A 17,664-nucleotide genomic window follows, 5' to 3' on the forward strand; every position below is an offset into this window, starting at 1 on the left:
AGGACGATGCGCCGCGCCCTTCAATCACAGCAGCTTGGGCTGTTGCGGCGGAGGGCGCGGGGGGCCGCGGCGCGGTCCGCCGCCGTCCCCGGTGGCGACCTCGACGGCGCCGTCGCTGAAGACCAAGCGCAGCAGCCGGGCCTGCCGCGCCGCGTCCGCAGTGATGAGCGTCTGGCCGGTCCGATCCTCGACCCGGGCATAGCCGCGCTCGAGCGGCCGGTTCGGATGGGCGAGCTGGGCCACCCTCCACAGCGCCTCGAGCCGCTCCCGGGCGCGTCGATGGGCCGCGGCCAGCAGACCCGGCCGCAAGGCGCCACCGGCATGGCCGAGCTCGCCGCGGGCGCGGTCCAGCCGTCCCTTCAGCGCGCGCGGCAGACGCTCCGCGAGATCGTCGAGGCGCTGCTGCTGCGGCGCCAGCAGGTCCTCCCGCTGCGGCCATTGGCGAAGGCAGGTCCGGAGCTGCTCGTCGGCGCGGTCGGCGTAACGCTGGGCGCAGCGCCCGGCGCGAACGGCGAGGTCTCGCACCTGGCCGATCAATTCGCGCCGCACCGGCACCGCCAGCTCCGCCGCCGCGGTCGGAGTCGGCGCCCGCATGTCGGCGGCGAAATCGCACAAGGAGGTATCGGTCTCGTGCCCGACGGCGGAAATGACCGGGATCGCCGAGGCGGCGACGGCACGAACGACCTCCTCCTCGTTGAACGCCCAGAGATCCTCGATCGAGCCGCCGCCGCGAGCGACGATGAGCAGATCGGGCGTTCGGACCGGCCCCTCCGCCGGCAGCGCATTGAAGCCCGCGACGGCGGCGGCGATCCGCGCCGCGGCGCCCTCGCCCTGCACCGGAACCGGCCACAGGATGACGTGGCAGGGGAAGCGATCCTCGAGGCGGTGAAGGATGTCGCGGATGACCGCGCCGGTCGGCGACGTCACCACGCCGATCACCTGGGGCGCGAAGGGAAGCGGCCGCTTGCGGGCGGCGTCGAAAAGGCCCTCGGCGGCGAGCTGGCGACGGCGGCGGTCGAGCAGCGCCATCAAAGCGCCCTGGCCGGCCAGCTCGAGCCGCTCGACGACGATCTGGTAGCGCGAGCGCGCGGGATAGGTGGTGAGCTTCCCCGTCGCCACCACCTCGGCGCCGTCCTCCGGCCGAAAGCGCAGGGCGGCGGCATTGCCGCGCCAGATCACCGCGTCGATGCAGGCATTCTCGTCCTTCAGGGTGAAGTAGCAGTGACCAGACCCGTGACGCTTGAATCCCGAAATCTCGCCGCGGACGCGGACATGATCGAACGCTCCCTCGACCGTGCGCTTGAGGGCGGAGGAGAGCTCGGAGACGCTGAAGGCGGGCGCGTTGTCGCCCGGCGCATCGGTTGCTAGGAGCCCCGGGTCAGTGGGAGAGTCTTCGTTCATGAATGTGTTGCTCATCGGTTCGGGCGGGCGCGAGCATGCGCTCGCCTGGAAGCTCGCGCAATCGCCGCTGATGGGCAAACTCCATGCCGCCCCTGGAAATCCGGGAATAGCCGAGCTGGCGGAGCTGGCGCCGCTGGATCCCGCGGACCATCGCGCCGTCATCGACTTCTGCCGCCGCCATTCGATCGGCCTGGTCGTGGTCGGGCCGGAAGCGCCCCTGGTCGACGGCCTTGCCGACAATCTGCGGGCGATGGGGCTGCTCGTGTTCGGACCCAGTCGAATCGCCGCCCAGCTCGAAGGCTCGAAGGGGTTCACCAAGGAATTGTGCACGCGCGCATCGATCCCGACCGCGCGTTACGCCCGCGCTTCGGACCGGCTGGCGGCCGAGGCGGCGCTCGAGGATTTCGGCTTCCCGGCGGTGATCAAGGCCGACGGTCTCGCCGCCGGCAAGGGCGTGGTCATCGCCGCCTCGCCCGAGGAAGCGGCCGAGGCGCTCGACCTGATGTTCGATGGCGGCTTCGGCGCGGCCGGCGAGGCTTTGGTGATCGAAGAATTTATGGAGGGCGAGGAAGTGAGCTTCTTCGCCCTCGTCGACGGCGAGACCGTGCTCCCGTTCGGATCGGCGCAGGACCACAAGCGGGTCGGCGACGGCGATACCGGTCCCAATACCGGCGGCATGGGCGCCTACAGCCCCGCCTCCATCTTCACGCCCGAGCTCGAGCGGCGAGCGATGGACGAGATCCTGCTGCCGACCGTGCGGGCGCTCGCGCAGGACGGAACGCCTTATTCCGGCATCCTCTATGCCGGGCTCATGCTCACCACCGAGGGGCCGAAGCTGGTGGAGTATAATGTCCGCTTCGGTGACCCCGAGTGCCAGGTGCTGATGATGCGGCTCGAAAGCGACCTGCTCGCGCTCATGCTCGCCGCCGCGAAGGGAGAGCTCGCCGATGCCGGGTCCGTCCGTTTCTCGGATGCCGCCGCGCTCACCGTCGTGATGGCGGCGCAAGGCTATCCGGGCACGCCTGCCAAGGGCGGCGCAATCGAAGGGATCGACCGTGGGATGGCCGAAGGCGCGTTCGTCTTCCACGCGGGCACCCGGGTCGAGGACGGGCGGCTGGTCGCCGCCGGCGGCCGCGTGCTCAACGTCACCGCGCTCGGCAGCACGGTGCTGGAGGCCCAGCGCACCGCCTATCGTGCCGTCGACGCCGTCGACTTCCCCACCGGTTTCAGCCGCCGGGACATCGGCTGGCGCGAAATCGCGCGGATCCGGAGACAGGGCTGAGGCGTCCTGCGGGGGAGGGATTCGAATCCAGGCCGATCACCGGCAACGGCCCCGCCTCGACCGGGTCGCCCATTGCCGGTCATGGGTCCGGACCCTAAGGACAGGCTGAGCCGGCAGGGAGAGTGATGCCTCTATTCGCCAGACTGCTGATCGGGATCGCCGCGGCGCTCCTCGCCGGATGGATCGCCCATGGTCCGGTCGGCCGGGGCGAAGCCTTCGTCGATCGCCTGGAAGCGCAGGCGCTCGCCGTGGTGCGCGAGGCAGAGATCCCCGGAGTGGAGGCGCGACTGCAAAGGAATCCGCTGGCGCGGCGTGCTCTTCTTTCGGGGCCGGCCGACGATTTCCAGCGGGAAGGCACCGGCTATTTTCCGGGTCTCAACGATCGAATCCTCGGCCTGAGCGGACTGGGCGCGATCGGCTGGGCGGACGGACGCGGCGACCGTGGCTGGGCGCTGCCCCTTCTGCTCGAGACCGAGGCGTTGGTGCTTGTCTTCTTCGGCCTCGGCCTCCTTCTCGGCTGGAGGCTGTTCCGGCCGCGCCGCGAGGGCTATCTGTGAGTCGGACGTCCGGATGCTGAGTCTGCTCCAGTTCCACTGGCCGGTGCTCGCCGCCGCCCTGCTGATCGGCATCGCCACGGGCCGCTGGATGTTCCGCCGGCGCCCCCACCAGGAAGACGAGAGGGACAAGAGCTCACCATGACCTTCGACACCACCACGATCATCATCATCATCGCCGTCCTGGCGGTACTGATCCTCGGCTTCCTGATGATGCGGCCGCGCCGCCAGCGGATCGAGCGCGAGCCGCCGCAGCAGGCCGAGACCTACGTGGCCAGCCGCGACCGCCCTTACGTGAAGGCGAAGGGAGAGGAAGGCGACTGGGTGACCGACGAGGTGGCGGCAGCGACCACCGACGTCGCCGGCGAAGTGCTCGGCGTGGATGCCCATCGCGAGCTCAACGCGTCGGCCGGACCCGCCGACGACCTCCAGCGCCTGAAGGGCGTCGGGCCCAAATTCGCCGCCATGCTCGGCCAGCAGGGCATCGTCCGTTTCGACCAGCTGGCTTCATTGAGCGACAATGAGGTCGCGATGCTCGACGACAGGCTCGGCGCCTTTCGCGGCCGCCTCGCCCGCGACCGGGTGCGGGAACAGGCCGACTATCTCGCCCGCGGCGATGTCGATGGCTTCGAGGAAAGGTTCGGCAAGCTCGGCGGCTGAACCGCCTTCAGACGCCGCGCCGGCCGGCGGCGATCTCGCTGGCGAGAAGCTTGTCGATCTTGCGCCCGTCCATGTCCACGATCTCGAAACGCCAGCCGTCGAAGGCGAAGCGTTCGCCGACCTCGGGCAGATGCTTGAGCACCGAGAGGGCGAAGCCGGCGACGGTCGCATAGTCACGCTCCTCGGGGAGCTTGATGCACAGGCGGTCCGAGAGCAGGTCGGCCGAGGCCGATCCGGATACCCACCAGGTGCCGTCGTCGCGTTCCACCAGCGGCGGATCCGTGTCGAGATCCTTGTCCGACGCGAACTCGCCGGCGAGGGCGGTCATCAGGTCCGCCGGCGTGACGATCCCCTCGAAATGACCATATTCGTCGTGGACGAAGACCATCGGCACTTCCGATTCGCGAAGCACGTTGAGCGTGTTCATCGCGTCCATCTGGTCCGGCACGACGAGCGCCGGGCGCACGAGCTCGCGCAAGTCGAGGGGCCGACCATCGATGACGGCGCGGACGACGTCCCGAGCCTGGACGACGCCGACGAGGCGGTCGACCGAGCCCTCCGCGACCGGCAGCCGGCTGTGCGGCGTGTCGAGCAGAGCCTGTCGGATGGTCGCCGGATCGGCATCGGCATCGATCCAGTCCACCTCGGTGCGCGGCGTCATCACCTCGCGGGTCGGCCGGTCGGCGAGCCGGACGACCCCGGAGATGATCGCGCGCTCGCTTTCCTCGAGCACGCCGGCGGTCGTCGCCTCGGCGACGACGAGCTGGAGGTCCTCCGCGGTCACATGGTCGCTCGATTCGCGCTTGAGGCCGAGCAGGCGGAAGATCAGGGCGCTGGTGCGATCGAGCAGCCACACGAACGGGGCCGTCGCCTTTGACAGCCACAGCATCGGCACCGCGACGGTCGCCGCAATCGGCTCGGGCGAACGCAGCGCGAATTGCTTGGGAACCAGCTCGCCGATGACGAGCGAGGCATAGGTTGTCAGGATGATGACGATGGCGAAGCCCACCGTCTCGGCAGTGTCCGGGGCAAGACCCAGGAAGCCGAGCCTTTGCCCGACCGGGCCGCCGAGACTGGCACCGGAATAGGCGCCGGCGAGGATCCCGATCAGGGTGATGCCGATCTGTACCGTCGACAGGAAGCGGCCCGGATCGGCGCCGAGATCGAGCGCGCACTGGGCGCCGCGCCTCCCGGTCTTGGCGAGCGCACGCAGCCGCGGCCGCCGCGACGAGACGATCGCCAGCTCCGACATGGCAAAGACGCCGTTGAGCGCCACCAGGAACAGGATGATGGCGACGTCGAGCCAGGGAAAGGGTTGCAGGGGGATGGGCGCGGGCATGGCGGCGCACGCTTCCTAGCCGCTATCCCGCCGCCCCGACAACTGCTTCCTCGTCCGTGCCGGCACGCCAGGGCCGGAACAATCGCCGCGAGCGCCGGGTTGAGGCTTCCGAATGGGCGTGCCCCATCCCGTTTTCCCCATCGAAAGGACTGCTTCCATGCCTGTGTCCAAACGCGTCACCGCCCTGCTGGCCGCCGCGCTCGCCACGACCACCGCGGCCTGCATCACCGACCCGAATACCGGCGAGCGCCGCATCTCGAGGGCGGCGATCGGCGCCGGGGTCGGTGCGGTCGGCGGCTATCTGCTCGGCGATCTGGTCGGCGGGCGGAGCGACCGCACCGAGCGGATCGTCGGCACCGGCATCGGCGCCCTGGCCGGCGGCGCGGTCGGTGCCTACATGGATCGCCAGGAGCAGGAATTGCGGCGGCAGACGGCGGGCACCGGCGTCGAGGTCGAGCGTCAGGGCGACGAGCTCGTGCTGACCATGCCGTCGGGCATCACCTTCGCCTTCGACCGCTACGACATCCAGCCGCAATTCCGGCCGACGCTCGATCAGATCGCGCAGACGCTGAGCGCCTATCCGCAGACGATGATCGACGTATACGGCCATACCGACAGCACCGGCAGCGACGCCTACAACCAGACGCTCTCGGAAAACCGCGCCGAATCGGTCGCGGCCTATCTGGGCACGCGCGGAGTCCAACGAGTCCGCATCGCCACGCGCGGCTTCGGCGAGAGCCAGCCGATCGCGGACAACAGCACCGAACAGGGCCGCTCCGCCAATCGGCGGGTGGAAATTCGCATCGTTCCGGTCGAGCAGCAGGGCTGACGCAGCCGGATCGAGCCTGAACCGGCTTGAAATGACGCACCGCCTGCTCGCATGAGCGGGCGGTGCCTCCCGCTTCACCCGATCCCGATCCTACCGCCCCGCTGATCGGCCCGGCACCGGATCAACTCGTCCATCAGTTCGATCCGACGAGCGACCGGATCGTGCTGCTCGAGATGAGCGAGGCGGATTATCGCCGGGCCAGCTTCCTCGACCAGCGGGCCGTGGCGCCGGGCGCCCGGATGACCGCCGCCAACTGGACGGACGTGGCCAGCGCGGTGGCGCCGGACTGGCGCCGCGATGCGCAGTTCATCTTCCATATCGGCAATGTCGGGTCGACTTTGATCTCGCGCCTGCTGGGCGAGCTCGACAGCGTCTTCGCACTGCGCGAGCCGCTGCTGCTTCGCAGCTTCGCCGAGATGCTGGGGCCGTTGCCGCCGGCGAGTCCCTGGCCCGAGGACGAGGCCGAGGCGAGGGTCGGCGCCGCCCGTGCGCTGCTCTCGCGGACGTTCCGGAGCGAGCAGCGAGCGATAGTCAAGGCGACCAGCTTCACCAGCGAGATCGCCGCGCGAATGATCCCCGCCGGCTCCCGCGCGCTGTTCCTGTTCGCCACGCCCGACCATTATATCGAGAATATCCTCGCCGGGCCCAATTCGCGCCAGACGCTGGCGATATTGGGACCCTCGCGGCTGGCGCGGCTGCAGACTCGCTGCGCGGGCCTGTCGGTCGACCTTGCGGCCATGGACGAGGCGCGCCGCGCGGCGCTCGCCTGGGCCTGCGAGGCCACGTCGCTGACCGCGAATTCCGCGGGGCTTGAACCCGACGCGGTACTCTGGTTCGATTTCGACCGTTTCCTCGAGGAGCCGACGGCGCATCTCGGGGCGATTGCGGCCCATTTCGGAATCGAGCTCGATCAGACCGGCGCGCGCCGCCTCGTCGAAGGGCCCCTGATGCGGCGTTACTCGAAGGCGCTCGAATATGAGTTCACGCCGGGCATGCGCCGCGAGATACTGGCGCAGTCGCGCCGCGAGCATGGTACCGCCATTTCCGGCGCGCTGCGCTGGCTGGAGGAACTGGCGGGCCGCTATCCTGCGGTCGCCCAGGCGATTCGACGGACCCGCACATGACGCTCTTCAAGGAAATTTCCGACCTTCTCACCTCCGCCCAGGTCGACGAGCTGACGCGGATCGCGAGCACGGCGAAATTCGTCGACGGCCGGATCAGCAATCCGCACTCGAAGGTGAAGCAGAACCTGCAGCTGCATGACGAGGCGGCCTATCAGAAATCGTCCCAGATCCTGATGCAGGCGATGTTCGGCCATGAGGATTTCCGCAATTTCGCCTTCCCGGTCGCGGCGCTGCCGCCGCTCATGACCCGCTATACGCCGAGCATGCGCTACGGGGCGCACGCCGATGCCGCCTATCTCCAGCTCGGCAATATGAGCCTTCGCTCCGATCTCAGCTGCACGATCTTCCTCAATGATCCCGCAAGCTACGAGGGCGGCGCGCTCCGAATCCAGCTCGGCACCCGTGACCTGCGCTTCCGCGGCGCGCCCGGATCGGCGATCGTCTATCCCTCGGACACGATGCACGAGGTCGAGCCGGTCACCCAGGGGGAGCGGTTCGTCGCCATCACCTTCATCCAGAGCCGGATCGCCGATCCCTGGAGGCGCGAGCTGCTCTACGAGCTGAACGAGATCGCCGCGCTCGAGGGGCTGCGCATGGCACCGGAGAATTTCACCCGAATGCAGCTCATCCAGGCGAAGCTGTTGCGGCATTGGGGCGACCGCCCGTGACGGCAGGCTGATTCAGCCCGCCGCCGGCCGCCGCTCGCGGAAGAAGCCGCGCAGCAGGTCGGCCGCCTCGCTCTCGCCGATGCCGGGATAGATTTCCGGCGCGTGATGGCAGGTCGGCTGGCCGAACAAGCGCGGCCCGTGCAGCACCGCCCCGCCTTTGGGGTCGGCGGCGCCGAAATAGAGCCGGGCGATCCGGGCAAGCGCGATGGCACCGGCGCACATCGCACAGGGCTCCAGCGTCACCCACAGGTCGCAGCCGTCGAGGCGGGAGGTACCCAGGGCAGCCGCGGCGCCCCGCAAGGCGACGATCTCGGCATGGGCGGTCGGATCGGCCGAATCGCGCATCCGGTTGCGGCCCAAGGCGAGCAGCTCGCCGCCGCGCGTGACCGCCGCCCCCACCGGCACCTCCCCGGCGAGGGCGGCCGCGCGCGCCTCTTCGAGCGCGAGCCGCATCGGATCGGGAAAGGGGAAGCCCATGGCGTCGCCGCCTAGCCGGCCCGGGCGACGGGCGGAAGGCGGACGCGAGACCTATTGCGCGTTGGCGGCGGCCGGGGCCTGCGCATTGTCTCCCGTGACACCGATGGCCGGCACCTCGACGGTGCGATTCTCCATTCGGACGACGGGAATCTCGACATTGGTGGTGGTCGTGCCCATCTCGACGTCGCGCGTCTGGATCGAGACGGTGCCGTCGCCGCCCTGGCGAAGATTGACCACGCCGAGGGACACCAGGGCGATGGCGATCACGATCAGCAGGACGATGACGAGCAGGATAGTGCGCAGCATGGGCATCCTCGCGGCGTTGGCGTTCGACGGAAGAACGAGAAGATGCGCTTTTGGTTGCCGAGGCGCAACGATCGCGGCTCGCCAAGGCGGTTGACGAATCCCGCCACGGCCTCTATTTGCGCCGGGTTTTCCGGGGCCTTGCGTGCCCCATTCCAGGAAGAGATTGAAATGTCGCGGATTTGCGAGCTGACCGGCAAGGGCCGGCAGGTGGGCCACAATGTTTCCCACGCCAACAACAAGACCAAGCGGACCTTTCTGCCCAACCTGCAGAACGTTACGCTGATCTCCGATTCGCTCGGCCGCCAGGTCAAGCTGCGGGTGTCGACGTCCGGCCTGCGCTCGGTCGAGCATGTCGGCGGCCTCGACAACTGGCTCGCCAAGACCGGCGACGACAAGCTGAGCCTGCGCGCCCGCCGGCTCAAGCGCGAGATCGTCAAGAAGCAGAGCGAGGCCGAAGCGGCCTGAACCGGGCGCGGGGTCAGTCCCGCGCCGGCGCCTCCAGCGCGAACTCGAGCAGCAATGTCCGCTGCAGGTTCATGAAATTGTCGTCGGAGGCGATTCGCACGATCGTCCGTCCGCGTTCGCGCGTCACCGTCAGCGCTTCCATATTGTCGACGGTGAGCGGCGGGGCCAGCTCCGCGATCGTCTCGCCCGCCAGCGTCCGTCCCGCCTCGAGCCGCGTCAGGTCGACGATGACGAGGCTCGCCGAAATCCCCTGGAACCAGTCGAAACGCCGGTTGAGGACCAGGACACGGCCGTCCGGAAGCAGGGCCGCTTCGGTCGGCCGGTAGCCCGGCGCGCGGCGGTAGCGCAGCACCTGCCATCCGGTCGCGGGCTCCGCCGGATCGCCGTCGAAGAGCACGACCGGGCTGAATGCGTCCTCGCTCCTACCCTCCGCGAAGATCAGGAAGCGGCCATCGGCGAGCCTGACCATCGCCTCCGGGCCGGTTTGCCATGGCCAGCGCCGCATCGGCCGCGGCCGGGCGCTCGATTCGCGCCGCCAGTCGCCGCGCCGGAAGCGCATGATCGCGTTCTGCCGCTCGAAGGCCAGCCAGGCCTGCCCGTCGGCGATCAGCAGCGCCTCGGTATCGTGCATTTGCTTGCTCGTGCCCGCGAGCGGCAGGCGCTCGACCCTCAGCCGTTGCCGCCCCTCCCGCCGCGGCAGCGGGAATCGCAGCAGCGTCCCTGAATCGCTGATCGCGGTCACGACATCCCCTTCGAGCTGCATCGAAGAGATGCCGCCGAACCGGAGATCGGGGCTGTCGAGCTCCCATCCCCGAATGAAGACGAGTTGGCCAAGGCGCCTCCGGCGGGGATCATCCTCGTCGAGCGCGACCGGCGTCGCGGTCACGAAGGTATCCGCGGCCGGCGCGAAGGGCGGCAGAGGCGGCACGGGGGCGATCGTGACGAGCAGGACCCAGGCCGGCAGGAGGATCGCCAGCCGCAGCAGGCGGTTGGGCCTGTTCATAATTCCAGCGGTTTTCATGAACGCCTGCTGACGACTCCGTTCAGCGCAAGCTCAATGCGCGCGTGCGACAACTGCCTTGCCGATGCGGTTCCGCCAAGGGGCGCCGGCGACGAGGAGTTTCGAAGATGCTGAAGAAGATCGCCCTTTCCGCCGCATTGGCCGCGACCGCCGCGACGGCGCTCCCCACCGCCGCGCAGGCGCAGGGCTACGGCTATTACGACCGCGGTTACCAAAACGACTATCGCGACCATGACCGGCGATCGTCCGATCGCTACGACCGGCGCTACGACCGTCGATACGATGACCGCTACGACCGGCGCTACAACGACCGCTACGATTCCCGCTATGACAACCGCTACGGCGAACGTCGCTGCAGCGGGACGACCGGCACCATCGTCGGCGCGATCGCCGGCGCCTTGCTCGGACGTGAGATCGACCGCAGCCCGCGCAGCCGCTGGGGTCGCCGCGACAGCGGCACGACCGGCGCCATCGTCGGCGGCGCCGCCGGCGCGCTCGCCGGCCGGGCGATCGACAAGAGCAGCTGCCGCCGCTGAGCGAATATCCTCGGGTAGCGTATCGAGGGAGGGGCCGGTCATCCTCGCGATGATCGGCCCCACGCGCGTCCGGCCGACCGCCGGACGCTCACGGCTTGTCGAAGAGCTGGGCGAGCTGCTCGATCATCGTGCCGCCGAGCTGCTCGGCATCCATGATGGTGACGGCGCGACTATAATAGCGGGTGACGTCGTGGCCGATCCCGATCGCGATCAGCTCCACCGGCGAGCGTCCCTCGATCCAGCCGATCATCTGCCTGAGGTGGCGCTCGAGATAGGTGCCCGAATTCACGGAGAGCGTCGAATCATCGACCGGCGCTCCGTCCGAGATGACCATCAGGATCTTGCGCTCCTCGACGCGGGCGATCAGCCGATTGTGCGCCCAGAGCAGCGCCTCGCCGTCGATATTCTCCTTGAGCAGCCCTTCGCGCATCATCAGCCCGAGATTGCGGCGGGCGCGGCGCCAGGGCTCGTCTGCCTCCTTGTAGACGATGTGACGGAGGTCATTGAGCCGGCCCGGATGGGCGGGCCGCCCTTCCGCCAGCCATTTCTCGCGCGACTGGCCGCCCTTCCACGCGCGGGTGGTGAAGCCGAGTATCTCGACCTTGACGCCGCAGCGCTCGAGCGTCCGTGCCAGAATGTCGGCGCTGATCGCGGCGATCGAGATCGGGCGGCCGCGCATCGATCCTGAATTGTCGAGCAGCAGGGTGACCACGGTGTCCCGGAACTCGGTGTCGCGCTCCACCTTGTAGGACAGGCTGTGCTCGGGGTTGACGACGACGCGCGCGAGCCGTGCGGCGTCGAGCAGGCCCTCCTCCTGATCGAAGTCCCAGCTGCGCGACTGCTGCGCCATCAGCCGGCGCTGGAGCCGGTTGGCGAGCTTGGTCACGGCGCCCTGCAGATGGACGAGCTGCTGGTCGAGATAGGTGCGCAGCCGCCCGAGCTCTTCCTCGTCGCACAGCTCGGCGGCGGCGACCACCTCGTCATATTGGGTGGTGAAGATGCGATAGTCGAAAGACGGGGGCAGATCGCTCAGCGGCCGGTTCGGCCGCACCGGGATCATTCCCTCATCGCCTTCCTCGCCGGGCGCGTCGGAGGCGTCCGACATCTCCTCCTCGGACCAGTCGCGCTCGGCCTGCTCGCCGTCTTCCTCCTCCTCGCCGCGGATCTCGGCTTCGCCCCGGCCGGAGCCGTCGTCCTGCTCGTCCTCCTCGCCCTCGTCGCCGCCCTCGGCCTCGTCGCCGCCTTCGCCTTCGTCGCCCTGCTCGGGCTCCGACGGCGCCTCCGGCTCGCCCTCGACCAGCTCGAGGTCGCGCAGCAACTTGCCGACCAGGGAAGCGAAGGCGCCCTGGTCGTCGAGCGCAAGCCCGAGCGCGTCCAGATCCGCGCCGGCTTTCTCCTCGATCCAGTCGGAGACGAGGTCGAGGCCGGCACGGGCCTCCTCGGGCGGCGGCTCGCCGGTCAGACGCTCGCGCACGATCAGGCCGAGCGCCGAGCCGAGCGGAACCTCGTCTCGATTGCGTGCACGGGTGAGCGGGTCGGTGCGCAGCCTCGCTTCGGTCAGCCGGGCGAGATTGTTCCGCACCCCGGCCATGGAGCGGGCCCCGAGCGCCTCGCAGCGCGCCTGCTCGGCGGCGTCGAAGACGGCGCGGGCGACGTCGTCGGCGGGCGCCGAGCGGGCATGAAGCCGGGCATTGTGGTGGCGAAGTCGCAAGGCCGCGGCGTCCGCGAAACCGCGCGCCTCGGCGACCTCGCGGGCGCCCAATGTGCGGCCCGGCATCGGCGCCTTGACGCTCTTGCCGGTCGTGGAGGGGGCGTCGCTGGTGAAGCCGACCTCTACCTCGGCATCGCCGGCGATCGCGCGGGTCGCGCCGGCAAGGGCGTGGCGGAAGGCTTCGAGGGGATTGTCCTGGTCGGCCGCCACGCGACGATCAAGCCTTCGCCGCGACGCTCTCCGGCAGGTCCTTGCCGAACACGCGCTGATAATATTCGGCGACCACCGGCCGCTCGGCCTCGTCGCATTTGTTCAGGAAGGAGAGGCGGAAGGCAAAGCCGACATCGCCGAAGATGAGCGCGTTCTGCGCCCAGCTGATCACCGTGCGCGGGCTCATCACGGTCGAGATGTCGCCGTTGACGAAGCCGCGGCGGGTGAGCTCGGCGACCTTGATCATCCGCTCGACCTCGGCGCGGCCGCCCTCATGATCATATTCGCCCGACTTGGCGAGGACGATGCGCGCCTCGGTCTCGGCCGGCAGATAGTTCAGGGTGACGACGATGTTCCAGCGGTCCATCTGGCCCTGATTGATCTGCTGGGTACCGTGATAGAGGCCGGTCGTGTCGCCGAGACCGACGGTGTTGGTGGTCGCGAACAGCCGGAAATAGGGATGGGGGCGGATCACCCGATTCTGGTCGAGCAGCGTCAGCTTGCCCTCCGTCTCGAGCACGCGCTGAATGACGAACATGACGTCGGGCCGGCCCGCATCATATTCGTCGAAGACGAGCGCGGTCGGGGTCTGCAGCGCCCAGGGCAGCAGCCCCTCGCGGAATTCCGTCACCTGCTGGCCGTCGCGAAGCACGATCGCGTCGCGGCCGATCAGGTCGATGCGGCTGATATGGGCATCGAGATTGATCCGGATGAGCGGCCAGTTGAGCCGCGCCGCGACCTGCTCGATATGGGTCGACTTGCCGGTTCCGTGATAGCCTTGGACCATGACGCGGCGGTTGCGCGCGAAGCCGGCGCAGATCGCCAGCGTCGTGTCCGGATCGAAGACGTAGGCCGGGTCGAGATCGGGCACGCGCTCGTCGGCTTCCGAGAAGGCCGGAACCTCCATGTCGCTGTCGACGCCGAACAGGTCGCGCACCTTCACCAGCCGGTCCGGCGCATCGAGCACGGTCGCCGAGCGGCTGTCGGGGTTCACGTTGGGAATGTCTGCCATCTGGTGTCTCTCGGGATTCCGGTTCAACCGCGCCGTAATTGCCTCGCCCCCGGGCTGCAACGCTTTCCGCCGTGGTTTCGAGTCGCCGCGGCCATGAATTCCGTCACGGCGGTGGCGCCGCCGTCAGGCGAAGGCGGGCCTTGCCTTGAGTGCGGTATAGGCCTCGATCACCGCCTGCAGGGCCTTTTCATGGCTTCGATCGCCGCCATTCTTGTCGGGATGGTAGCGGCGGACGAGATCGAGATAGCGCTGGCGAAGGGCGCGGCGATCGGCATCGATGCCGAGCCCGAGCACCTTCAGCCACTTGCGGTCCTCGCCGCTGAGCTCGCGGCCGTCCTTGCGTTCTTCGTCGCGCCGAGGACGGAATCGCGCGCCGATCGCATCCAGCGGATCGACGAAATCGGCCCAGCGCGGCGGCGGCGAGGCACCGCGGGTAGAGAAAGCCCGCGTCTCGCGCTCCCAGCCGCCATAGGGACCCTGGGCGTCGGCGATCTCGTCGGGGCTCATCCCCTGGAAGAAGTTGTAGCCCGTATTGAAGGCGCGGACATGGTCCAGGCACATCCAGCGCCACTCGCCGGGGCCGTCGAAGCTGGGGCGCCGAGAGCCGGGCGCGCGGAATTCGCCGGCCGCCTCGCAGCCGGGATGATCGCAGCTTCGCTCCTGATTCTCGACGCGCCCGTGAAACCGGGTCTGTCGCTTGCCCGCGCTCGCCAATCCCAACTCCCTTTCCTTCGCGCTTGGCCTATATAGGGCCGATGCCTGATGCTTTCACCGGACCGGTCGCCGCGGAAATCGAACAACGCCTGCGTGTCGCGCTCGCTCCCACGCGGCTCGCCGTGACCAACGACAGCGACCGCCATCGCGGTCATGCCGGCCATGACGGCAGCGGCGAGAGCCATTTCACCGTCGAGATCGAATCCCCCGCCTTCACGGGCAAGAGCCGCCTCGAGCGGCAGCGGGCCGTCAATGCGGCGCTCGGCGACCTGCTGCGCGAGCGCATACACGCTCTCGCCATCCGCGCCAAAGCGCCGAGCGAATGAGCGAGGGCCCGCCCTACGACCTCTGGTATTGGGCGGAAATACCCGGCCGCGGCGAGTTCGTCCGCCTCGCCCTGGAGGCAGGCGCCACCGCCTATCGCGACCGCGCCCGCGAAGAGGGCAGCGAGACGTTGGCCCGCGATCTCGAGACTCGATCCGGACAGCGCCCCTTCGCCCCGCCCTATCTGGTGGCGGGCGACCTCTGCCTTGCCCAGACCGCCAACATCCTTCTCTTCCTCGGCGAGCGGCACGGCCTCGCTCCGGCCGATCCCGGTGGACGATCGTTCGCCCATCAGCTCCAGCTCACCGTCGCCGATATCGTGGCGGAAGCCCATGACGTCCACCACCCGGTCGCCGTCGGACTCTATTATCGAGACCAGAAGGCGGAGGCGGCGCGGGCCGCAAAGGCGTTCCGTGACGAGCGCATCCCGAAATATCTCGGCTATTTCGAAGCGGTGCTGAGCGATCGGGGACCGTGGCTGCTCGGCAACGACTGGTCCTATCCGGACCTGTCGCTGTTCCAGCTCGTCGAAGGCCTGGACTACGCCTTCCCGCGCCGGATGAAGACGCTGGCCGGCGGCCTGAGCCGGGTGCTGGCGCTGCGCGACCGGGTGCGGGAGATGCCCGAGCTCGCCGACTATCTCGCCAGCGAACGCCGCATTCCGTTCAACGAGGACGGCATCTTCCGCCATTATCCGGAGCTCGACGCCGAATGACCGAAGAATTCATCTTGCAGACCCTGGTCCCGACCACCCACGATCTCGGCGGGTTCAAGGTCCATCGGACCCTGCCGCATCGCGAGCGGACGACGATCGGCCCGTTCATCTTCTTCGACCAGATGGGGCCCGCCAGGCTCGCCGCCGGCAACGGCATCGACGTGCGGCCGCACCCGCACATCAACCTCGCCACCGTCACCTATCTGTTCGCCGGGGCGATCGACCATCGCGATTCGCTCGGTACCTTCCAGACGATCGAGCCCGGTGCGGTCAACCTGATGACGGCCGGCCGAGGCATCACCCATTCCGAGCGCTCGCCCGCGGCCGTGCGGCCGCAGGGACCCGAGCTGTCGGGCATCCAGACCTGGCTCGCCTTGCCGTCGGCCAAGGAGGAGATCGATCCTGCCTTCGAGCATGTCGGCCGCGAGGCGCTGCCGACGATCGAGGGCGCGAACGCGCGGGCACGGGTGGTGATGGGCTCGCTCTGGGGCGAGACCTCGCCGGTCACCTGCCATAGCCACACCATCTATGCCGACATCCATCTCGCCGAGGGCGGCGCCATGCCGATCGACGCGGAGGCGGAAGAGCGCGGTCTCTACGTCGCCGAGGGCGAGGCCAGCCTGGATGGCCTGCGGCTGGAGCCGATGACCCTGTACGTGCTGCGGCCGGGCATCCGGGCGACCTTGCGGTCGGAGACGGGCGGTCACGTCATGCTCTGTGGCGGCGCGGCGCTGGACGGGCCGCGGCACGTCTGGTGGAACTTCGTCTCCTCCGACCGCGAGCGCATCCGGCAGGCTCGCCACGACTGGAAGGAAGGGCGCTTCGCGCTGCCGCCGGACGATGACGGCGAATTCATCCCGCTGCCCGAGGTGCCGAAGACGGTGAGCTATCCATGACGGGCCTGCTGGAGATCACCCGCATCGGGCTTCCGACCGGAGTGACGCTGACCGTGCAGCAAGGCGGGCCGGCCGAGGCCGAGCCGATCCTGCTGCTCCACGGCTTTCCCGAATCGCACCGCACCTGGCGGGCGGTGGCGCCGGCTCTTTCCCGAGACTTTCTTGTCGTCGCTCCCGACCAGCGCGGCTTCGCCGGATCCGACAAGCCGGAAGGCGTGGAGGCTTACAAGATCGACCGGATCCTGGAGGACCTGCTCGCCCTCGCAGATGCTTTAGGCTTGAAACGTTTCACCCTGGTGGGACATGATTGGGGCGGCGCCGTCGCCTGGGCGGCCGCGCTCAAGCATTCCGACCGCATCGCGCGGCTGGCGATCGTCAACGCGCCGCACCCCCTCCTCTTCCAGAAATCGCTGATCGACGATCCGGCCCAGCGCCAGGCCTCGCAATATATCAACGCGTTCCGAAACCCGCTGATGGAGAAGGGGATCGAGGCGATGGGCCTCGACACCTTCTTCGACAAGACGTTCGGCGCCCATGCCGACCTCTCGCAGGTGCCGGCGGGGGAGCGGCAGGCCTATCTCGACGATTGGGGGCAGGAGGGGGCGCTGACCGCGATGCTCAACTGGTACCGTGCCAGCGACATCGCCGTGCCCGAGCCGGGCGAGAAGGCGCACGCGCCGCTGTGGACGAACCTGCCGTTCCCGCATGTGAAGGTGCCGACCCTGGTCGTGTGGGGGATGAAGGACAAGGCGCTGCTGCCGGTCCAGATCGAAGGACTGCACGACCTGGTCGACGATCTGCGCCTCGTGATGGTGCCGGATTCCGGCCACTTCCTGCCCTGGGAGCATCCCGAGCCGCTCGTCACGGCGCTCCGCGATTTCATCGCCGAGACTCCGGCGCGGCCGGATTAGAGGCTTGGGTGCGGCCGGCGACCCGGCTATGCCCCCGCGCGATGACTTCCGCTGCCGCCCGTTCCCGATCGCGCTCCGCCGCCCGCCTCGCCGCCGTCCAGGCGCTCTACCAGCAGGAGATGGAGCAGGTGCCGGTGCCGCGGCTGCTCCACGAATTCCACCATCACCGGCTCGGCGCGACGATCGACGGGGTCGAATATGCCGATGCCGAGGTCGACTTCTTCGACGAGCTGGTGAAGGGCGTCGATGCCCGCCGCGAGGAGCTGGACAGCCTGATCGCGGCCCGCCTGGCGAAGGACTGGTCGCTCGACCGGCTCGACAAGCCGATGCGGCAGATCCTGCGCGCCGGCGCCTATGAGCTCATCGCCCGCGCCGACGTCCCCACCGGCAGCGTCATTTCCGAATATGTCGACGTCGCCAAGGCCTTTTACGACCAGCGCGAGGCGGGCTTCGTCAACGGTCTGCTCGATGCGGTGGCGAAGGATGTCCGCAGCTAGGCCGATTCCCAG

General features: G+C 69.0%; 22 protein-coding genes. 14 read left to right on the top strand and 8 right to left on the bottom strand.

The genetic code is table 11. From position 1 onward, the window contains the following. Positions 1-24: 24 nt before the first annotated feature. Positions 25-1,401 (bottom strand): exodeoxyribonuclease VII large subunit, encoded by a 1,377-nt coding sequence (xseA, locus tag DDE10_RS10700; RefSeq protein ID WP_114952771.1) that lies wholly within the window; start codon positions 1,399-1,401, stop codon positions 25-27. Here xseA and purD point away from each other — a divergent pair. The 4 genes from purD to DDE10_RS10715 all read left to right on the top strand — a co-directional run bounded on the left by purD (position 1,400) and on the right by DDE10_RS10715 (position 3,897). Beyond that, on the top strand, positions 1,400-2,683 hold the full coding sequence (gene purD / locus DDE10_RS10705; protein ID WP_114952772.1) for a phosphoribosylamine--glycine ligase: 1,284 nt from the start codon (positions 1,400-1,402) through the stop codon (positions 2,681-2,683). The two genes, xseA and purD, sit on opposite strands and share 2 nt — an antisense overlap. 125 nt (positions 2,684-2,808) lie before the next feature. Next, on the top strand, positions 2,809-3,240 hold the full coding sequence (locus tag DDE10_RS10710; protein WP_114952773.1) for a hypothetical protein: 432 nt from the start codon (positions 2,809-2,811) through the stop codon (positions 3,238-3,240). Between the two features lie 13 nt (positions 3,241-3,253). Further along, entirely contained in the window at positions 3,254-3,382 is a 129-nt protein-coding gene (locus DDE10_RS23795) for a hypothetical protein (protein ID WP_284734585.1), read from the top strand. Then, positions 3,379-3,897, top strand: a complete 519-nt coding sequence (locus tag DDE10_RS10715) for a helix-hairpin-helix domain-containing protein (protein ID WP_114952774.1) — start codon at positions 3,379-3,381, stop codon at positions 3,895-3,897. The genes DDE10_RS23795 and DDE10_RS10715 overlap by 4 nt, the downstream gene beginning before the upstream one ends. Positions 3,898-3,904: 7 nt before the next feature. Here DDE10_RS10715 and DDE10_RS10720 read toward each other — a convergent pair whose 3' ends face one another. Next, the gene (locus tag DDE10_RS10720; protein WP_114952775.1) at positions 3,905-5,236 is read right to left on the bottom strand and encodes a hemolysin family protein; all 1,332 of its coding nucleotides are present in this window, start codon (positions 5,234-5,236) and stop codon (positions 3,905-3,907) included. Positions 5,237-5,393: 157 nt separating this feature from the next. Here DDE10_RS10720 and DDE10_RS10725 point away from each other — a divergent pair, with 157 nt between their 5' ends. The 3 genes from DDE10_RS10725 to DDE10_RS10735 all read left to right on the top strand — a co-directional run bounded on the left by DDE10_RS10725 (position 5,394) and on the right by DDE10_RS10735 (position 7,857). Continuing rightward, positions 5,394-6,065 (top strand): YiaD family glycine zipper/OmpA-like lipoprotein, encoded by a 672-nt coding sequence (locus DDE10_RS10725; protein ID WP_114952776.1) that lies wholly within the window; start codon positions 5,394-5,396, stop codon positions 6,063-6,065. Positions 6,066-6,127: 62 nt separating this feature from the next. Continuing rightward, complete coding sequence (locus tag DDE10_RS10730; protein ID WP_114952777.1) at positions 6,128-7,189, top strand: hypothetical protein; 1,062 nt, start codon at positions 6,128-6,130, stop codon at positions 7,187-7,189. Further along, positions 7,186-7,857: a Fe2+-dependent dioxygenase gene (locus DDE10_RS10735; RefSeq protein WP_114952778.1), complete on the top strand. Its 672-nt coding sequence runs from the start codon at positions 7,186-7,188 to the stop codon at positions 7,855-7,857. The genes DDE10_RS10730 and DDE10_RS10735 overlap by 4 nt, the downstream gene beginning before the upstream one ends. A 12-nt stretch (positions 7,858-7,869) precedes the next feature. Here DDE10_RS10735 and DDE10_RS10740 read toward each other — a convergent pair whose 3' ends face one another. Then, positions 7,870-8,334 carry a nucleoside deaminase gene (locus DDE10_RS10740; RefSeq protein ID WP_114952779.1) on the bottom strand — a complete coding sequence of 155 codons (465 nt, stop codon included), beginning with the start codon at positions 8,332-8,334 and terminating at the stop codon, positions 7,870-7,872. Positions 8,335-8,385: 51 nt separating this feature from the next. Continuing rightward, positions 8,386-8,640 (bottom strand): hypothetical protein, encoded by a 255-nt coding sequence (locus DDE10_RS10745; RefSeq protein WP_114952780.1) that lies wholly within the window; start codon positions 8,638-8,640, stop codon positions 8,386-8,388. 168 nt (positions 8,641-8,808) lie between these two features. On the opposite strand from DDE10_RS10745, the gene rpmB reads away from it, so the two are divergent. Continuing rightward, positions 8,809-9,105: a 50S ribosomal protein L28 gene (gene rpmB / locus DDE10_RS10750; RefSeq protein WP_114952781.1), complete on the top strand. Its 297-nt coding sequence runs from the start codon at positions 8,809-8,811 to the stop codon at positions 9,103-9,105. 13 nt (positions 9,106-9,118) lie between these two features. Here the strand turns inward: rpmB and DDE10_RS10755 are convergent, their stop codons facing one another. After that, the gene (locus DDE10_RS10755) at positions 9,119-10,108 is read right to left on the bottom strand and encodes an esterase-like activity of phytase family protein (RefSeq protein ID WP_162806547.1); all 990 of its coding nucleotides are present in this window, start codon (positions 10,106-10,108) and stop codon (positions 9,119-9,121) included. Positions 10,109-10,233: 125 nt separating this feature from the next. On the opposite strand from DDE10_RS10755, the gene DDE10_RS10760 reads away from it, so the two are divergent. Beyond that, positions 10,234-10,662 (top strand): glycine zipper 2TM domain-containing protein, encoded by a 429-nt coding sequence (locus tag DDE10_RS10760; protein WP_114952783.1) that lies wholly within the window; start codon positions 10,234-10,236, stop codon positions 10,660-10,662. Between the two features lie 88 nt (positions 10,663-10,750). Here the strand turns inward: DDE10_RS10760 and cobT are convergent, their stop codons facing one another. From cobT to DDE10_RS10775, 3 genes are all read right to left on the bottom strand, one after another. Then, positions 10,751-12,583: a cobaltochelatase subunit CobT gene (gene cobT, locus DDE10_RS10765; RefSeq protein WP_114952784.1), complete on the bottom strand. Its 1,833-nt coding sequence runs from the start codon at positions 12,581-12,583 to the stop codon at positions 10,751-10,753. A gap of 7 nt (positions 12,584-12,590) precedes the next feature. Beyond that, complete coding sequence (gene cobS / locus DDE10_RS10770) at positions 12,591-13,595, bottom strand: cobaltochelatase subunit CobS (RefSeq protein WP_114952785.1); 1,005 nt, start codon at positions 13,593-13,595, stop codon at positions 12,591-12,593. Between the two features lie 123 nt (positions 13,596-13,718). Continuing rightward, a complete protein-coding gene (locus DDE10_RS10775) occupies positions 13,719-14,309 on the bottom strand; it encodes a J domain-containing protein (RefSeq protein WP_114952786.1) in 591 nt (196 codons plus the stop codon). A gap of 41 nt (positions 14,310-14,350) precedes the next feature. Between DDE10_RS10775 and DDE10_RS10780 the strand changes: the two genes are divergently transcribed. From DDE10_RS10780 to nusB, 5 genes are read left to right on the top strand one after another with little or no spacing between them, the layout of a single operon-like run. Continuing rightward, positions 14,351-14,635 (top strand): BolA family protein, encoded by a 285-nt coding sequence (locus tag DDE10_RS10780; RefSeq protein WP_114952787.1) that lies wholly within the window; start codon positions 14,351-14,353, stop codon positions 14,633-14,635. Beyond that, a complete protein-coding gene (locus DDE10_RS10785; RefSeq protein ID WP_114952788.1) occupies positions 14,632-15,348 on the top strand; it encodes a glutathione S-transferase in 717 nt (238 codons plus the stop codon). Before DDE10_RS10780 ends, DDE10_RS10785 begins: the two co-directional genes overlap by 4 nt. Beyond that, on the top strand, positions 15,345-16,244 hold the full coding sequence (locus tag DDE10_RS10790) for a pirin family protein (protein ID WP_114952789.1): 900 nt from the start codon (positions 15,345-15,347) through the stop codon (positions 16,242-16,244). Before DDE10_RS10785 ends, DDE10_RS10790 begins: the two co-directional genes overlap by 4 nt. Beyond that, positions 16,241-17,155 (top strand): alpha/beta fold hydrolase, encoded by a 915-nt coding sequence (locus DDE10_RS10795; protein ID WP_114952790.1) that lies wholly within the window; start codon positions 16,241-16,243, stop codon positions 17,153-17,155. The genes DDE10_RS10790 and DDE10_RS10795 overlap by 4 nt, the downstream gene beginning before the upstream one ends. Positions 17,156-17,196: 41 nt before the next feature. Continuing rightward, positions 17,197-17,652: a transcription antitermination factor NusB gene (gene nusB / locus DDE10_RS10800; RefSeq protein WP_114952791.1), complete on the top strand. Its 456-nt coding sequence runs from the start codon at positions 17,197-17,199 to the stop codon at positions 17,650-17,652. Positions 17,653-17,664: the final 12 nt, after the last annotated feature.

This window comes from Sphingosinicella terrae, from assembly GCF_003347635.1.
Lineage (GTDB): Bacteria > Pseudomonadota > Alphaproteobacteria > Sphingomonadales > Sphingomonadaceae > Allosphingosinicella > Allosphingosinicella terrae.

What these genes read in the sequence shown, in the direction of transcription:
- DDE10_RS10780 (WP_114952787.1), top strand. Translation starts at nt 14,351, where the DNA reads ATGCCTGATGCTTTCACCGGACCGGTCGCCGCGGAAATCGAACAACGC.
- DDE10_RS10760 (WP_114952783.1), top strand. Translation starts at nt 10,234, where the DNA reads ATGCTGAAGAAGATCGCCCTTTCCGCCGCATTGGCCGCGACCGCCGCG.
- xseA (WP_114952771.1), bottom strand. Translation starts at nt 1,401, where the DNA reads ATGAACGAAGACTCTCCCACTGACCCGGGGCTCCTAGCAACCGATGCG.
- DDE10_RS10795 (WP_114952790.1), top strand. Translation starts at nt 16,241, where the DNA reads ATGACGGGCCTGCTGGAGATCACCCGCATCGGGCTTCCGACCGGAGTG.
- DDE10_RS10720 (WP_114952775.1), bottom strand. Translation starts at nt 5,236, where the DNA reads ATGCCCGCGCCCATCCCCCTGCAACCCTTTCCCTGGCTCGACGTCGCC.
- DDE10_RS10710 (WP_114952773.1), top strand. Translation starts at nt 2,809, where the DNA reads ATGCCTCTATTCGCCAGACTGCTGATCGGGATCGCCGCGGCGCTCCTC.
- DDE10_RS10735 (WP_114952778.1), top strand. Translation starts at nt 7,186, where the DNA reads ATGACGCTCTTCAAGGAAATTTCCGACCTTCTCACCTCCGCCCAGGTC.
- DDE10_RS10715 (WP_114952774.1), top strand. Translation starts at nt 3,379, where the DNA reads ATGACCTTCGACACCACCACGATCATCATCATCATCGCCGTCCTGGCG.
- DDE10_RS10740 (WP_114952779.1), bottom strand. Translation starts at nt 8,334, where the DNA reads ATGGGCTTCCCCTTTCCCGATCCGATGCGGCTCGCGCTCGAAGAGGCG.
- DDE10_RS10725 (WP_114952776.1), top strand. Translation starts at nt 5,394, where the DNA reads ATGCCTGTGTCCAAACGCGTCACCGCCCTGCTGGCCGCCGCGCTCGCC.
- DDE10_RS23795 (WP_284734585.1), top strand. Translation starts at nt 3,254, where the DNA reads ATGCTGAGTCTGCTCCAGTTCCACTGGCCGGTGCTCGCCGCCGCCCTG.
- purD (WP_114952772.1), top strand. Translation starts at nt 1,400, where the DNA reads ATGAATGTGTTGCTCATCGGTTCGGGCGGGCGCGAGCATGCGCTCGCC.
- rpmB (WP_114952781.1), top strand. Translation starts at nt 8,809, where the DNA reads ATGTCGCGGATTTGCGAGCTGACCGGCAAGGGCCGGCAGGTGGGCCAC.
- DDE10_RS10745 (WP_114952780.1), bottom strand. Translation starts at nt 8,640, where the DNA reads ATGCTGCGCACTATCCTGCTCGTCATCGTCCTGCTGATCGTGATCGCC.
- nusB (WP_114952791.1), top strand. Translation starts at nt 17,197, where the DNA reads ATGACTTCCGCTGCCGCCCGTTCCCGATCGCGCTCCGCCGCCCGCCTC.
- DDE10_RS10785 (WP_114952788.1), top strand. Translation starts at nt 14,632, where the DNA reads ATGAGCGAGGGCCCGCCCTACGACCTCTGGTATTGGGCGGAAATACCC.
- cobS (WP_114952785.1), bottom strand. Translation starts at nt 13,595, where the DNA reads ATGGCAGACATTCCCAACGTGAACCCCGACAGCCGCTCGGCGACCGTG.
- DDE10_RS10790 (WP_114952789.1), top strand. Translation starts at nt 15,345, where the DNA reads ATGACCGAAGAATTCATCTTGCAGACCCTGGTCCCGACCACCCACGAT.
- DDE10_RS10755 (WP_162806547.1), bottom strand. Translation starts at nt 10,108, where the DNA reads ATGAACAGGCCCAACCGCCTGCTGCGGCTGGCGATCCTCCTGCCGGCC.